Origin of the sequence: Pseudomonas sp. Irchel s3a18 (assembly GCF_900187535.1) — a bacterium.
GTDB lineage: Bacteria > Pseudomonadota > Gammaproteobacteria > Pseudomonadales > Pseudomonadaceae > Aquipseudomonas.
Genome location: NZ_FYDV01000002.1, coordinates 175298 through 189076 on the forward strand (window position 1 = coordinate 175298; position 13779 = coordinate 189076).

Here is a 13779-nt window from a genome sequence, read left to right on the forward strand (position 1 = left end):
CTCGGCAGCCCATATCACGCAAAGTGCGAAGCTTATGCTTTGTAGGAATAAGCATTGCCGCGTGCGGGTGGGGAAGGCTGCTCAAAGACAGGCAGGCGGCTCAACCGTTGCTGCCGGCCCCCGCCAACAAGCGCATAGTGAGCCGCAGTCCCTGCCCGGTGTTTTGTGCCCACAGACGCCCGCCCTGTCGTTGCACGGCATTGCGCGCAATGCTCAGGCCCAGGCCAAACCCGCCGTTACCCGGCCGTGAGCCGTCGAGCCGGGTGAACGGATCAAAGATGCGCTCCAGGTCCCGTTCGGCGACACCACCGCCCTGATCCTCTAGCTTCAACAGCCAGTAATCACCGTCACGCCGCCCGTCGAGGCTGACAATACCGCCTGCCGGAGAGTGACGAATGGCGTTGCGCAAGAGGTTTTCCAGGGCCTGGGCCAAGGTATTGAGGTTGCCGCGGACCCAGCACGAGGCATCCACGCTGCAGTGCAGTTGCCCGGCGGGCCAGCCACTTTCGTAGCAGGCATTTTCCGTGAGCATTTCCCACAAGGCCTGAATCTGGATGTCCTCATTCGGCAGCGGTGCCCGTTCAGTGTCCAGCCAGGCCAGTTGCAGGGTGTCTTCGACCAGCCGCTGCATACCATCGACTTCACGGCCAATGCGTTCGCGCAACCGCGCCAGGTCCTGCTCACTCTCGCTGGCTACCCGCAGGCGGCTGAGCGGTGTGCGCAGTTCGTGAGACAAGTCGCGTAACAATTGTTGTTGCAAGGCCACCATCCCTTGCAGGCGCTCGGACATGTGATCGAATGCTCGACCCAACTCACCCAGTTCATCCAGGCGATTAGTCGTCTGGCTCGACAGGCGCACGCCCAACTGATCGGCACGCCAGGCGTTGGCCTGTTCACGCAGGCTGTTGAGCGGGACAACCAGCAACCGATACAGTCCGACGCACAGCAGCAAGGTGAACAGCCCCGGAATCACGCCATTGGTGATCACGCGCCAGAATACCTTGTAGCGCCCTGGCATGAACCGCTGGGGCAGTTCGATCACCAGGCTGCCGACGGAGGAGTCGCCGGGAAACGGCACCCGTAGCCACGGCAGGCCTTTGTTATGGATGGGCCAATCCAGGCCGCGCAAAAAGGTCAGGCGCTGTATTTCCTTGTCCGTCAGCGCCTGGCTGCTCAAGGACTGCAGGTCGCCACCAATGACCCCCACCCAACCGGCTTCGCGCTGATGCATGCGCTGCAGCCAGTCATCGACGCCGGCGCTCTGTCGCTGCAACCACGCCTGCTCGGCCTCGGCGGCATAACGCGTCAGGCTGCCCCGCGCCTCATCCGACAGGAACTGGTTCTGCTTTTCCATATAGTGGCCCCACGACCAGCTGAGCCAGATCATCAGCAGGCAGAAGGCAACCAGTAAAAAAGCCAGTTTCCAGAACAGCGAATGCTTGCCCGGAACGTCAGGCCACTTCATCGAGGGCACTCAAGACATAACCTTTGCCCCACACCGTCCGCACTTCGCGCTCACTGTAGCCAATGGCCTTGAGTTTGCGGCGGATCTGGCTGATGTGCATGTCCAGGCTGCGATCATGGGGCGCGTAGCCGCGCTGCAATACGTGCTGATAAAGGAAGGCTTTGCTGAGCACTTCGTCGCCGTTGCGATGCAGGGTTTCAAGCAAGCGGTACTCGCTGCGGGTCAGGCCCGCCCACTGCTCGCCGTAGTGGACGTCGCACAGTTCGTCGTCGTAGCGCAGGCTGTGGGCTTGGGTGTTGACCACCGGCGGTACATGCCGACGATCCAGGGCGACACGCCGCAGAATGGCTTCAATGCGCACCCGCAACTCGGCCATGCTGAAGGGCTTGGGTAGATAGTCATCGGCGCCCAGGCGAAAGCCGCTGATGCGGTCCGCTTCAGCACCCAGCGCCGACATCAGCAGCACGGGCGTCGAGTCACGGGTGCGCAGGTCGGTCAATACGGACAGCCCGTCCATGCCCGGCAACAGAATGTCCATCAGCACCACGTCGAAGGCCTGGGCGCGAGCCATCGCCAGGCCGTCCTTGCCGTTCTGGCACCAGGTGACCTGAAAACCGCAGCGCCCCAGATGCTCATGCACATAAGCACCGAGCACGAGGTCGTCTTCGATCGCCAGGATACGTGGGCAGCCAACAGATACGGGAGTCATTAGCTTCTGCAAGTCATTCTCAATCGCCGATTATTCAAGATTGCCCCGCCGCGAGCAACCCGCTCCTTTAGTCTTGGTTGCCAAAGGCGATCAAAGGGCGACAACGTCTTGGATATTTTGCAGAGATTGCCCGCCGGCAAATCGCTACACTGCGCAGGTGCGGCGTGCCGGATGCACGCATCGGTCATTGATGAGCAGCGTGATAGCAGGAGAGTGGCGTGCTGAAAAAACTGGGGATCAAAGGTCGCGTGTTCTTGCTGACCTTGTTGCCGACCAGCCTGATGGCCCTGGTCCTGGGCGGCTATTTCACCTGGATGCAACTGTCCGATCTGCAGACCCAGCTGCTGCAACGGGGTGAAATGATCGCCGAACAACTGGCGCCCCTGGTGGCCCCGGCCATGAGCCACCAGGATGAAGAGTTACTGGAGCGCATCGCCACGCAGGCACTGGAGCATCCCGACGTACGCGCCGTGTCATTTCTCGCCCCGGACCGCACACTGGTGGCCCACGCCGGCCCGTTGATGCTCAACCCGGCACCGAGCGGTGACGGCTCGCACATGCGTCAACGGACCGGCAACGACGCCACCCGCTACCTGCTGCCGGTGTTCGGCAAGCATCGCAACCTGGCCGGCGACGTGATCCCGGATGAAGCCGAACGGTTGCTGGGCTGGGTCGAGCTGGAGCTTTCCCATAGCGGCATGTTGCTGCGCGGTTATCGCAGCCTGTTCGCCAGCCTGCTGTTGATTGTCGCCGGCTTGATCTGTACCGCACTGCTCGCCTTGCGCATGGGCAAAACGATCAATACCCCGCTCCACAGCATCAAGCAGGCCGTGGCCCTGCTCAAGGAAGGTCATCTCGAAACCCGCTTGCCGCCGCTCGGCAGCCAGGAGCTGGACGAACTGGCCTCGGGCATCAACCGCATGGCCAGCACCCTGCAAAATGCCCAGGAAGAGTTGCAACACAGCATCGACCAGGCCACCGAAGACGTACGCCAGAACCTGGAAACCATCGAAATCCAGAACATCGAGCTGGACCTGGCCCGCAAGGAGGCCCTGGAAGCGAGCCGGATCAAGTCCGAATTCCTGGCCAATATGAGCCACGAGATTCGCACGCCGCTCAATGGCATCCTCGGCTTCACCCACCTGCTGCAAAAAAGCGAACTGACACCGCGCCAGCTCGACTACCTGGGCACCATCGAAAAGTCTGCCGACAGCCTGCTGGGCATCATCAACGAAATTCTCGACTTCTCGAAGATCGAGGCCGGCAAGCTGGTGCTCGACAGCATTCCGTTCAACCTGCGCGACCTGCTGCAGGACACCCTGACCATCCTCGCCCCCGCCGCTCACGCCAAACAGCTGGAACTGGTCAGCCTGGTCTACCGCGATACACCGCTGTCGCTGGTGGGCGATCCGCTGCGCCTCAAGCAGATCCTCACCAACCTGGTGAGCAACGCGATCAAGTTCACCCGCGAAGGCACCATCGTTGCCCGCGCCATGCTCGAAGATGAACACGAAGACAGCGTGCAGTTGCGCATCAGCATCCAGGACACCGGTATCGGCCTGTCGAACCAGGACGTCCGCGCACTGTTCCAGGCCTTTAGCCAGGCCGACAACTCCTTGTCCCGACAACCCGGCGGCACCGGCCTGGGGCTGGTGATTTCCAAGCGCCTGATCGAGCAGATGGGTGGCGAGATCGGTGTCGACAGTACACCGGGCGAAGGCTCGGAGTTCTGGATCAGCCTGAGCCTGCCCAAAGCCCGCGACGATGCCGAGGACCTGCCTGCCTTGCCACTGCTCGGGCGGCGCATCGCGGTGCTGGAAAACCACGAATTGGCACGCCAGGCCTTGCAACATCAACTGGAAGACTGTGGCCTGGCGGTCACGACCTTCAATACCTTGGAAAGCCTGAGCAACGGCGTCACCAGTGCTCACCAGACCGATCAGGGCATCGACCTGGCGGTGCTGGGCATCACCTCTAATGACATGCCGCCGGAGCGGCTCAACCAGCACATCTGGGACCTCGAGCACCTGGGCTGCAAGGTGCTGGTGCTGTGCCCGACGACCGAACAGACACTGTTCCACCTTTCCGTGCCCAACCCCCACAGCCAGTTGCAGGCCAAACCCGCCTGCACCCGCAAGCTGCGCCGGGCACTCTCCGACCTGGTCAACCCGCGCCAGGTACGCAACGACCCAGGCGAACCGGTGTCCAGCCGCGCGCCCAAAGTGCTGTGTGTAGACGACAACCCGGCCAACCTGCTGTTGGTGCAGACCTTGCTCGAAGACATGGGAGGCAAGGTGCTGGCCGTCGAAAGTGGTTACGCCGCGATCAAGGCCGTGCAGAACGAAACCTTCGACCTGGTGTTGATGGACGTACAGATGCCCGGCATGGATGGACGCCAGAGCACCGAAGCGATTCGCCAATGGGAAAGCGAACGGCCTTGTACGCCACTGCCCATTGTCGCCCTCACCGCCCACGCCATGGCCAACGAGAAACGCGCCTTGCTGCAAAGCGGCATGGACGACTACCTGACCAAACCCATCAGCGAGCGCCAACTGGCACAAGTGGTGTTGAAATGGACCGGGCTGGCGCTGCACAACCACCTTCCGGAACGGGCCGACGCCCACGGCTCCAACAGCGACCTGCTGGTACTCGACCCCGATGAGGGCCTGCGACTGGCGGCCGGCAAGGCTGACCTCGCGGCCGACATGCTGGCCATGTTGCTGGCGTCGCTGGACTCCGACCGCGAGGCCATTCGCGTGGCCCGCGACAGCCGTGATCACAACGCCCTGATCGAGCGCGTCCATCGCCTGCACGGAGCGACCCGCTATTGCGGGGTTCCCCAATTGCGCGCGGCGTGCCAACGCAGCGAAACCCTGCTCAAGCAGCACGACCCCAAGGCCCAAGCGGCGCTGGATGATCTGGAACGGGCGATCAATCGCCTGGCCACGCAAGCACGTATCAGCGCCTGACCCAGCGCAATGGCGCTGCGCTCATTGGCCGTTAAACTCAGGGCATTCAGAACCAGGACCCAACCATGCGCACGATTCTCTTCAGCAGCCAGACCTATGACCGCGACAGTTTTCTTGCCGCTCCCGCGCACGCCGGTATCGAACTGCACTTTCAGCCCGCACGCCTGTGCCTGGACACCGCGGCCCTGGCCGAGCGATTCGAGGTGGTCTGCGCCTTTATCAATGACGACCTCAGTGCGCCCGTACTGGAACAGCTGGCCGCCGGCGGTACGCGGCTGATTGCCCTGCGCTCGGCCGGCTACAACCACGTCGACCTGGCGGCGGCGAAACGCCTGGGCTTGAGCGTCGTGCGCGTGCCAGCCTACTCCCCCCACGCCGTTGCCGAGCATGCCGTGGCCTTGATTCTGGCGCTGAACCGGCGCCTGCACCGCGCCTACAACCGCACCCGCGAAGGTGATTTCAGCCTGCACGGCTTGACCGGTTTCGACCTGCACGGCAAGACCGTGGGGGTAGTCGGTACCGGGCAGATCGGCGCCACGTTCGCCAGAATCATGGCCGGGTTTGGCTGTCAGCTCCTGGCTTACGATCCTTACCCCAACCCTGAAGTCCAGGCCCTCGGAGCCCGTTACCTGCCACTGCCGCAACTGCTGGCCGAAGCGCAAATCATCAGCCTGCACTGCCCGCTGACCAGCGAAAGCAAACACCTGATCAACCGTCAGTCACTGGCCCGCCTGCAACCCGGCGCCATGCTGATCAATACCGGGCGCGGCGCGCTGGTGGACACCCCGGCGCTGATCGAGGCCTTGAAAAGCGGTCAACTGGGCTATCTGGGGCTGGATGTCTACGAAGAAGAAGCCCAGCTGTTCTTCGAGGACCGCTCCGACCTGCCCTTGCAGGACGATGTGTTGGCGCGCCTGCTGACGTTCCCCAACGTGATCGTCACCGCCCACCAGGCTTTCCTGACCCGAGAAGCCCTGGCTGCCATTGCCGCCACGACCCTGAGCAACATCAGTGACTGGGCGGCAGGCACCCCGCACAACCGGGTCGAGGGTTAAGCCGGACTGATCGAAGGTCGCATCCGTGGACCATGCGCCACGCCTTCGCGTGCTAGCATATCGGCCATATTTGGAGGACCCATGGTCGAACACGATTTCCGCTACAACCTGATGAACCCGCAGCACACCCTGACCGAATGCCGCGCACTGACACCGGGACGCTATCAGGTCACCGGCAACGGTGGCTCGATTCGCGCCGATGACGTGTTGCTGGTCACCCTCAAGGGCAGCAAGGATTTGTCCATGCGCCTGACCGTCGAAAACGTCCGTCACCTGCTCAAGCCAATGGGTCAGTGGGTGGCCGTGGCCAGCGGTCCGGTGTTTGGCGAACTGGCCATTCACACTTGGCAGGTGAACTGCGACAGCTGCGCCAAGGAGCTGAGCTTCGAATTCGCGGTCGACGCCAAGCTGGGCAACAAGGCCGAAAAGCCGGCCGCCACTGCACGCATCGCCGAGCTGGGCTGGACCACTGCCGGTGAAAAGCACCGCTGCCCGAAATGCCAGGAGCCGGCGTGATGAAACACCTCGTTCTGGCCGGTATGGCAGGCGCGGGCTTGTTGGGTTGTGCCGCTGAACCGGTAAAACTGCAGCAGGATCGCAGCTACATCCTGGAGTGGATCGGTGAGCGTCCGCTGATCGATTACAGCCACCTGACCATCACCCTGGGTGAAGACGGCCGGGCCTATGGCAACGGCGGCTGCAACCACTGGTTCGCCCCCTATACCCTGGAGGGTGACAAGCTGAGTTTCGGTAAGGTTGGCAGCACCCGCAAGCTGTGTGCTCCGGCCCTGATGGAGCAGGAAAAACGCTTCCTGCAAGCGTTGGAAACCGTGCAACGCTGGGACATCTCGCCGATCGAGCAACTGCGCTTCTGGCCGGCCGAAGGCAAACCGCTGCGCTGGTGGCCTGAAGAGGGTTAAGCGAACGCCGCCCCTTGTAACAGCAGCCGGTCGACGCTCGAGTGCTCGCGATGGACGTTAACGACAACGCGTACTTTCTGATTAAACGCGTTGTTCTTGAGTTCATCGCGAGCACGCTCGCGCCTACAGGTACGACCTCAGCGCCACACTCAGTTCTTCGCCTGCAATGCCTTGAGCTTCTCCATCACCCCCGCCGCTGTCTGCTCACCCATCAGTTGCTCACGCACCTTGCCCTTGTCGTCGATGATGTAGGTCACAGGCAACGCTTCGCTGCGCGGTAGCTCAAACCGCTCGGCCGGGTCCTGTGCTAGGACCGTGAAGGCGATACCGAGCTTGCTGCTGGCGCTCTTGAGCTCCTCGCCCTGCACATTGTCGAAATTGACCCCGAAGACATCAATCTTCTGCCCCTTGAGCTGTTCGGCCAGCGCATTGAGCTCAGGGATCTCCGTGCGGCACGGGCCACACCATTCGGCCCAGTAATTGAGCACCAGCCATTGGCCATCCAGACGTTCGGACGCCACCTTCTGCCCCAGTTGATCGGTACCATAATCGTAACCACAACCGCTGAGCAGCAAGGTTGTGCAAAGTGCCAATGCTGCCGTCAATCGCCTTGTCATCGGGTTGATCCTTACTCAAAAAATAGGTACTGCTTGCGACCCGTTGCCACCGAAGGTTCAGGACTGCTCGCCGCACGGGTAGAATAGCCGCCACCTTACGCAAGAAGCGACCCGCTCATGACCGATCTGACGCTTTATCACAACCCGCGCTGCTCGAAATCCCGCGGTGCGCTGGAACTGCTGGAAGCCCGTGGGCTGACGCCGACCGTGGTCCGCTACCTGGAAACCCCGCTCAATGCCGCGCAGCTGCAAAGCCTGCTGGGAAAACTGGGGATCAGTGCCCGGCAATTGCTGCGCACCGGTGAAGACGAGTACAAGACCCTGAACCTGGCCGACAGCAGCCTGAGCGAGGCGCAATTGATCGCCGCCATCGCCGAACACCCCAAGCTCATGGAGCGACCGATCCTCGAGGTCGGTGACAAAGCCATCATTGGCCGTCCGCCCGAGAGCGTGCTGGAGTTGGTGCCGTGAGCGCGCCGTACATTCTGGTGCTGTATTACAGCCGCAGTGGCTCGACCAATGAAATGGCCCGCCAGATCGCCCGGGGCATCGAGCAGACCGGCATGGAAGCGCGCCTGCGCACCGTCCCGGCAATCTCCACCGAATGCGAAGCCGTGTCGCCGGACATTCCCGACGAAGGTGCGCTATACGCCAGCCTCGACGACCTGAAAAACTGCTCGGGCCTGGCCCTCGGCAGCCCGACCCGCTTCGGCAACATGGCCGCACCGCTCAAATACTTCCTCGATGGCACCAGCAACCTGTGGCTGACGGGCGCGCTGGTCGGTAAACCGGCAGGCGTCTTCACCTCCACCGCCAGCTTGCATGGCGGCCAGGAAACCACCCTGCTGTCGATGATGCTGCCCTTGCTGCACCACGGCATGCTGATCACCGGCCTGCCGTACAGCGAATCGGCCTTGCTGGAAACCCAGGGTGGCGGCACGCCGTATGGTGCCAGTCATCACGCCGGAGCCGACGGTAAAAGCGGTCTGGATCAACACGAAGTCGCCTTATGCCGGGCCCTGGGCCTGCGCCTGGCGAAAACCGCGCAAAAGCTGGAGAGCCGTCAGACAATGGAGAGCAACCGTGGCTAAAAAGCCCAAGATCCTGCCCTCCATCGAGTGGCTGGAACCCCGCGTGCGGTTCAGCCGTGCCGCCAGCCTGCTGTGCTTTTTCGGCCTGGTTGGCCTGCTGTGCGCCTACTACCTGATGTTTGCCGACCTGCATGGCGCCCGGCCATGGGTCATCCTGCTGATCGAGCTGGTGCCGCTGGTGCTGCTGGCACCTGGCATGATCAGTGGCAGTGCCCGCGGGCATTCGTGGATGTGCTTTGTGGTGAACCTGTACTTCATCAAGGGCGCGATTGCCGCGTTCGACCCCAATCGCCAGCTGTTCGGCCTGCTGGAAATGGCCGCCAGCCTGGCGGTGTTCTGCTCGGCGCTGCTGTACGTGCGCTGGCGCTTCCAGCTCAACCGCAAGCTGGCGGGCGAAGGCGAGCCTGCAGTCGCCTGACCTGACGCCAGAGCACGCTTGCTCCCATACGGTTCTGCAGTGGGCACACCCTGTGTGAACACTCGATCACCCTGCGGGAGCGAGCGGGCTCACGATGAAGGCGGCGCGGTCTCAATGATTGACGGTATACGCCAGCATCATCGAAATCTGGCACATCGGCCGGCCACTCTCGGCATGCCACTGGTTGAACGCATTCTGCACCGTCGCCAGGTCCCGCTGGCTGGTAGGCGCCTTGTCGATGATCCCTTGGGCGTTCAGTGCCGCGACCACGTCAAAGGTCGGCACAAAGGTATCCTTGCCCACCATCCGCAGAAAGCGCGGCGCCGACAGACCACCCAACTGATGCCCATGCCTGGCCAGGTATTTCCACAGGCCTACGATATCCGTCACCGGCCACTCGGCAATCAGTTCACCAAAGCTGCCCTTCTCTTTCGCGACGTCCAGCACCAGCTGTGCATTGCGTGGCACGCTCTTGAGCTTGCCCAGGTGGCGGATGATCCGCGCATCCTGCATCAGCCGCTCCAGGTGTTCGGCGCCCATCAACACCACCTTCTGCGGGTCGAACTGGAAGAACACCTCTTCGAACGCCGGCCACTTGGCGTCCACCAGGCTGTGCTTGAGCCCGGCACGGAACACACGCAGGGCCAGGGTCGACAAATAGCGGTCATCGCTGATCTGGCGCAGTTGTGCCGCCGTCTTGGGCACGGGCAGGTGGGCTTCCAGTTCGGCCGCCGAGCCAAACCGGTTCAGACAGTATTCGTGCAGCCACTTGTAATCGCGCATGCCCTCTCCTGAGCAAAGAAATAAAAACGGCGCCCGTGAGCGCCGTCAGATCGTAACCGCCCATTCAATCAGAGGTTGACCACATTCACGAACCGCGACGCCGCCGTTTCGTCGATGCGCAGGCTGGTGAAGTCGAACAGGTTGCGGTCCGCCAACTGCGACGGAATCACGTTCTGCAGGCTGCGGAAAATGCTTTCGGTACGGCCGGGGGTCTTGCGTTCCCACTCCTGAAGCATTTCCTTGACCACCTGGCGTTGCAGGTTTTCCTGGGAACCACAGAGGTTGCACGGAATGATCGGGAATTGCTTGAAGTCCGAATAGGCTTGAATGTCTTTCTCGTTGCAGTAGGCCAACGGACGAATCACCACGTTGCGCCCGTCATCGGCACGCAGTTTCGGCGGCATGGCCTTGAGCGAACCGTTGAAGAACATGTTCAGGAAGAAGGTCTCGACAATATCGTCGCGGTGGTGACCGAGGGCCATCTTGGTCGCGCCGATTTCGTCGGCGAAGGTGTAGAGCGTGCCACGGCGCAGGCGCGAGCACAGCGAGCACGTGGTCTTGCCTTCCGGCACCAGCTCCTTGACCACCGAATAGGTGTCTTTTTCGACGATGTGGTACTCCACGCCCAGCGCCTTGAGGTAGGCCGGCAGCACATCCTCAGGGAAGCCCGGCTGCTTCTGGTCCATGTTCACCGCGACGATGTCGAACTTGATCGGTGCCACCTTCTGCAGGTGCATCAGCACGTCGAGCATGGTGTAGCTGTCCTTGCCACCGGACAGGCAGACCATGACCTTGTCACCGTCTTCGATCATGTTGAAGTCGGCAACGGCTTCACCGGCCAGCCGGCGTAGACGTTTCTGCAGTTTGTTCTGGTTGACCGTAAGAGTGCCCATGGCGCTTGAAATCCGCGAGGTGTGACGAAAGGTGCGCATTTTACGCAAAAATACTGAGTGGGCGAAGAGTTCCACGCGTCCTGACTCGCCACTGATATCAGGTAGGCCACTACCTGGTGTGCTGTCATGCAGTGCAGCGATTAACCCCCGGGTTTACAGCGCAATTTGCTCTAAAGGCCCTGCTCCCGCCCTATCCAGTCCTTTCTATACTGCGACATAAGGTCGCATGCACCTGAAGACCTTTACTGACTTGGCCAATGGCCTGTAGGCGCTCCGTTGGGGGGCGATAGCAATCACGAAGGAGTGACTGATTATGATCCATCACGTCGTGGGGCTTTTCACCCACCCAGATCAAGAATGGAAAGAGATTCGTGGCGACCAAGAGGAAAGCATCAGCCACATGTACCTCACTCACACGCTGATTCTGGCGGCGATACCGGCAATTTCCGCGTTTATCGGTACAACCCAGGTGGGCTGGGTCATTGGCAGTCGCGCCCCGGTCATGCTGACCATGGAAAGCGCACTGTGGATGACCATCATGTCGTACCTGGCGATGCTTGGCGGGGTCGCGGTGATGGGCGCGTTCATCCACTGGATGGCCCGCACCTATGACGCCAGCCCAAGCCTGGCACGCTGCGTCGCGTTTGCCACCTACACCGCCACACCGCTGTTCATCGGGGGCCTGGCGGCGCTCTATCCACACATGTGGCTGGGCATGATCGTCGGCACCGCAGCGATCTGCTACACGGTTTACCTGCTGTACGTGGGGTTGCCGACCTTCATGAACATTCCATCTGACGAGGGTTTTCTGTTTTCAAGTTCAGTGCTCGCCGTAGGGCTGGTGGTGCTGGTTGCGATCATGGCATTCACCGTGATTGTCTGGGGCCTGGGCGTCGGTCCGGTCTATACCAACTAAAACGGGCGATCACCGCGGGCAACTGGAGCGAGCCAGGGATGCCGCCGATAATACAAATCAGGATCTGCCATCACAGGCCGCCGCAAGGCGGCCTTTTGATTGGACCACGACCACTCGGTACCTGAGCGATTCGCAATGCACGCGGTTTGCAGCATACTCGACGCCTCTGGAGAACCGCCAAGCATGCCCGAGCAACTCAATACCCGCGTCGAAGACTGTTTCCAACAAGCCGAATCCTTTTTCAAACGCCCCTTCAAGCGCCCGGTGGTCAGCCTCAAGTTGCGTGGCCAGAAGGCCGGCGTTGCCCATCTGCATGAGAATCTGCTGCGCTTCAATCCGCAACTGTATCGGGAAAACACCGAAGACTTCCTCAAGCAGACCGTGGCCCACGAAGTCGCCCACCTGATCGCCCACCAATTGTTCGGTGAGCGCATTGCTCCACACGGCGAGGAGTGGCAACTGATCATGCGCGGCGTCTATGAACTGCCGCCCAACCGCTGCCACACCTACGCCGTCAAACGCCGCAGCGTAACCCGCTACATCTACCGCTGCCCGTGTGCCCGCAGCGACTTCCCATTTTCAGCCCAGCGCCACAGCCTGGTGCGCCAAGGGCGACGCTATCTGTGCCGCCAGTGCCGCGGCACACTGGTGTTCAGCGGCGAGATGCGAGTTGAATAGCCGGATAGGCAGCCTCTGCATCGGCGCTAAACAACCACCCTGGCGCGGCGTAGCTCTGCAATCTGCTCCAGGCTGTACCCCAATTCACTCAGTACCTGATCGGTATGCGCCCCCAGTGCCGCACCGATATGTCGAGGTTCAGGCAGCCCCTCGGAGAATTTCAACGGGCAGGCCATCTGCGCCTGTGTGCTGCCGTCACTGCGAGGAACCTGAGTCACCAGTTCCCTCGCTTTAAGCTGGGGATGTTCCACCGCTTCGGCCAGGTTCAACACCGGTTCGACGCACGCATCGACCCCGGTGAACAACTGGCACAGCTCGGCGAAGTCGTGTTTCTCGAACTCGATCTGCAACGCCAGCTTCAGTGCCTTTTGCTCTTCGGGCCTGGGCGACAGCCCCTGCGCCGCCAAGTGCGGCTGGCCTAGCGCCGTACACAATTGCTGCATGAAGTCGGGCTCCAGGCTGCCCACCGACAACCAGCGTCCGTCGCGCGTGCTGTAGTAGTCGTAGAAGCTACCACCGTTGAGCACCTGGTCCTCGCGCCCCGGCGTCACGCCGCACGCCAGGTAACCCGCGCCCGCCATCGCATTCAGGCTGAACGCGCAATCGGTCATGCTCACATCCAGGTGCTGGCCCTGCCCGCTGTGCTGGCGGGCAATCACCGCTGCCAGCAAGCCGATGACACCATGCAATGATCCGCCGGCGATGTCCGCCGCCTGAATCCCCAGCGGCAATGGCCCGCTGTCCTTGCGCCCGGTGTAACTGGCCACTCCCGCCAGCGCCAGATAATTGATGTCGTGCCCGGCGCGATCCTTGTACGGACCGGTCTGGCCATAGCCGGTGATCGACACGTAAATCAGCCGCGGATTGATCGCCCTCAATGCCTCATAGCCCAGCCCCAGGCGCTCCATCACGCCCGGGCGAAATTGCTCAAGGACAATGTCATGGTCTTGCAGCAACTGCTTGACCACCTCCAGCGCCTCGGGCTGCTTGAGATCCAGCGCCAGGCTGCGCTTGTTGCGATTGAGGTAGGCGTGGCTGGCCGAGATGCCCTGGTCGTGGGGCGGCAATACCCGCAACAAGTCCATGCGGGTCGGCGACTCGATGCGCACTACCTCGGCGCCCATGTCCGCCAGCAACAGCGAGGCAAACGGCCCTGGCAACAGCGTCGAGAAATCCAGAACCTTGAGTGATGCCAATGGACCCTGCATAAACCTTCTCCTTGAGCGATACCTCAAGCCTAGGCAGACGATGGCCCGGCGGCAATC

General features: G+C 61.8%; 15 protein-coding genes. 9 read left to right on the plus strand and 6 right to left on the minus strand.

Annotated features, from left to right (window positions below; all coding sequences use genetic code 11):
• Window positions 1-100: 100 nt before the first annotated feature.
• Both CKW29_RS03930 and CKW29_RS03935 read right to left on the minus strand, forming a co-directional pair.
• Complete coding sequence (locus CKW29_RS03930; protein ID WP_095144040.1) at window positions 101-1465, minus strand: sensor histidine kinase; 1365 nt, start codon at window positions 1463-1465, stop codon at window positions 101-103.
• On the minus strand, window positions 1452-2174 hold the full coding sequence (locus CKW29_RS03935; protein ID WP_095144041.1) for a response regulator transcription factor: 723 nt from the start codon (window positions 2172-2174) through the stop codon (window positions 1452-1454). Before CKW29_RS03935 ends, CKW29_RS03930 begins: the two co-directional genes overlap by 14 nt.
• A gap of 218 nt (window positions 2175-2392) precedes the next feature.
• Here CKW29_RS03935 and CKW29_RS03940 point away from each other — a divergent pair, with 218 nt between their 5' ends.
• The 4 genes from CKW29_RS03940 to CKW29_RS03955 all read left to right on the plus strand — a co-directional run bounded on the left by CKW29_RS03940 (window position 2393) and on the right by CKW29_RS03955 (window position 7118).
• Window positions 2393-5143, plus strand: a complete 2751-nt coding sequence (locus tag CKW29_RS03940; protein WP_095144042.1) for a response regulator — start codon at window positions 2393-2395, stop codon at window positions 5141-5143.
• Between the two features lie 65 nt (window positions 5144-5208).
• A complete protein-coding gene (locus CKW29_RS03945; RefSeq protein WP_095144043.1) occupies window positions 5209-6198 on the plus strand; it encodes a 2-hydroxyacid dehydrogenase in 990 nt (329 codons plus the stop codon).
• A gap of 81 nt (window positions 6199-6279) precedes the next feature.
• On the plus strand, window positions 6280-6714 hold the full coding sequence (locus CKW29_RS03950) for a hypothetical protein (protein WP_095144044.1): 435 nt from the start codon (window positions 6280-6282) through the stop codon (window positions 6712-6714).
• The gene (locus CKW29_RS03955) at window positions 6714-7118 is read left to right on the plus strand and encodes an META domain-containing protein (RefSeq protein ID WP_095078431.1); all 405 of its coding nucleotides are present in this window, start codon (window positions 6714-6716) and stop codon (window positions 7116-7118) included. The genes CKW29_RS03950 and CKW29_RS03955 overlap by 1 nt, the downstream gene beginning before the upstream one ends.
• A gap of 149 nt (window positions 7119-7267) precedes the next feature.
• Here the strand turns inward: CKW29_RS03955 and CKW29_RS03960 are convergent, their stop codons facing one another.
• Complete coding sequence (locus CKW29_RS03960) at window positions 7268-7735, minus strand: TlpA disulfide reductase family protein (protein ID WP_095144045.1); 468 nt, start codon at window positions 7733-7735, stop codon at window positions 7268-7270.
• Between the two features lie 117 nt (window positions 7736-7852).
• On the opposite strand from CKW29_RS03960, the gene arsC reads away from it, so the two are divergent.
• The 3 genes from arsC to CKW29_RS03975 are packed head-to-tail and all read left to right on the plus strand — an operon-like array spanning window position 7853 to window position 9244.
• Window positions 7853-8206, plus strand: coding sequence for an arsenate reductase (glutaredoxin) (gene arsC / locus CKW29_RS03965; RefSeq protein ID WP_095078433.1), 354 nt, complete (start codon window positions 7853-7855; stop codon window positions 8204-8206).
• A complete protein-coding gene (wrbA, locus tag CKW29_RS03970; protein WP_095144046.1) occupies window positions 8203-8826 on the plus strand; it encodes an NAD(P)H:quinone oxidoreductase in 624 nt (207 codons plus the stop codon). The genes arsC and wrbA overlap by 4 nt, the downstream gene beginning before the upstream one ends.
• Window positions 8819-9244: a DUF2069 domain-containing protein gene (locus CKW29_RS03975; protein WP_095144047.1), complete on the plus strand. Its 426-nt coding sequence runs from the start codon at window positions 8819-8821 to the stop codon at window positions 9242-9244. Before wrbA ends, CKW29_RS03975 begins: the two co-directional genes overlap by 8 nt.
• Before the next feature lie 111 nt (window positions 9245-9355).
• On the opposite strand, the gene CKW29_RS03980 is transcribed toward CKW29_RS03975, so the two are convergent.
• Both CKW29_RS03980 and ttcA read right to left on the minus strand, forming a co-directional pair.
• On the minus strand, window positions 9356-10027 hold the full coding sequence (locus tag CKW29_RS03980; RefSeq protein ID WP_095144048.1) for a DNA-3-methyladenine glycosylase I: 672 nt from the start codon (window positions 10025-10027) through the stop codon (window positions 9356-9358).
• Between the two features lie 68 nt (window positions 10028-10095).
• Window positions 10096-10920 carry a tRNA 2-thiocytidine(32) synthetase TtcA gene (ttcA, locus tag CKW29_RS03985; RefSeq protein WP_095144074.1) on the minus strand — a complete coding sequence of 275 codons (825 nt, stop codon included), beginning with the start codon at window positions 10918-10920 and terminating at the stop codon, window positions 10096-10098.
• Window positions 10921-11233: 313 nt separating this feature from the next.
• Here ttcA and CKW29_RS03990 point away from each other — a divergent pair, with 313 nt between their 5' ends.
• Complete coding sequence (locus tag CKW29_RS03990; protein ID WP_095078438.1) at window positions 11234-11836, plus strand: Yip1 family protein; 603 nt, start codon at window positions 11234-11236, stop codon at window positions 11834-11836.
• Between the two features lie 183 nt (window positions 11837-12019).
• Window positions 12020-12514, plus strand: a complete 495-nt coding sequence (locus tag CKW29_RS03995) for a SprT family zinc-dependent metalloprotease (RefSeq protein WP_095078439.1) — start codon at window positions 12020-12022, stop codon at window positions 12512-12514.
• A 26-nt stretch (window positions 12515-12540) separates the two neighbouring features.
• Here the strand turns inward: CKW29_RS03995 and CKW29_RS04000 are convergent, their stop codons facing one another.
• Window positions 12541-13722, minus strand: coding sequence for a CaiB/BaiF CoA-transferase family protein (locus tag CKW29_RS04000; RefSeq protein WP_095144049.1), 1182 nt, complete (start codon window positions 13720-13722; stop codon window positions 12541-12543).
• Between the last annotated feature and the right edge of the window lie 57 nt (window positions 13723-13779).

Coding starts and splice junctions, on each gene's coding strand:
- CKW29_RS03955 (WP_095078431.1), top strand. CDS start 6,714: ATGAAACACCTCGTTCTGGCCGGTATGGCAGGCGCGGGCTTGTTGGGT.
- CKW29_RS03935 (WP_095144041.1), bottom strand. CDS start 2,174: ATGACTCCCGTATCTGTTGGCTGCCCACGTATCCTGGCGATCGAAGAC.
- CKW29_RS03950 (WP_095144044.1), top strand. CDS start 6,280: ATGGTCGAACACGATTTCCGCTACAACCTGATGAACCCGCAGCACACC.
- CKW29_RS03930 (WP_095144040.1), bottom strand. CDS start 1,465: ATGAAGTGGCCTGACGTTCCGGGCAAGCATTCGCTGTTCTGGAAACTG.
- CKW29_RS03990 (WP_095078438.1), top strand. CDS start 11,234: ATGATCCATCACGTCGTGGGGCTTTTCACCCACCCAGATCAAGAATGG.
- arsC (WP_095078433.1), top strand. CDS start 7,853: ATGACCGATCTGACGCTTTATCACAACCCGCGCTGCTCGAAATCCCGC.
- CKW29_RS04000 (WP_095144049.1), bottom strand. CDS start 13,722: ATGCAGGGTCCATTGGCATCACTCAAGGTTCTGGATTTCTCGACGCTG.
- CKW29_RS03980 (WP_095144048.1), bottom strand. CDS start 10,027: ATGCGCGATTACAAGTGGCTGCACGAATACTGTCTGAACCGGTTTGGC.
- CKW29_RS03995 (WP_095078439.1), top strand. CDS start 12,020: ATGCCCGAGCAACTCAATACCCGCGTCGAAGACTGTTTCCAACAAGCC.
- CKW29_RS03960 (WP_095144045.1), bottom strand. CDS start 7,735: ATGACAAGGCGATTGACGGCAGCATTGGCACTTTGCACAACCTTGCTG.
- CKW29_RS03945 (WP_095144043.1), top strand. CDS start 5,209: ATGCGCACGATTCTCTTCAGCAGCCAGACCTATGACCGCGACAGTTTT.
- ttcA (WP_095144074.1), bottom strand. CDS start 10,920: ATGGGCACTCTTACGGTCAACCAGAACAAACTGCAGAAACGTCTACGC.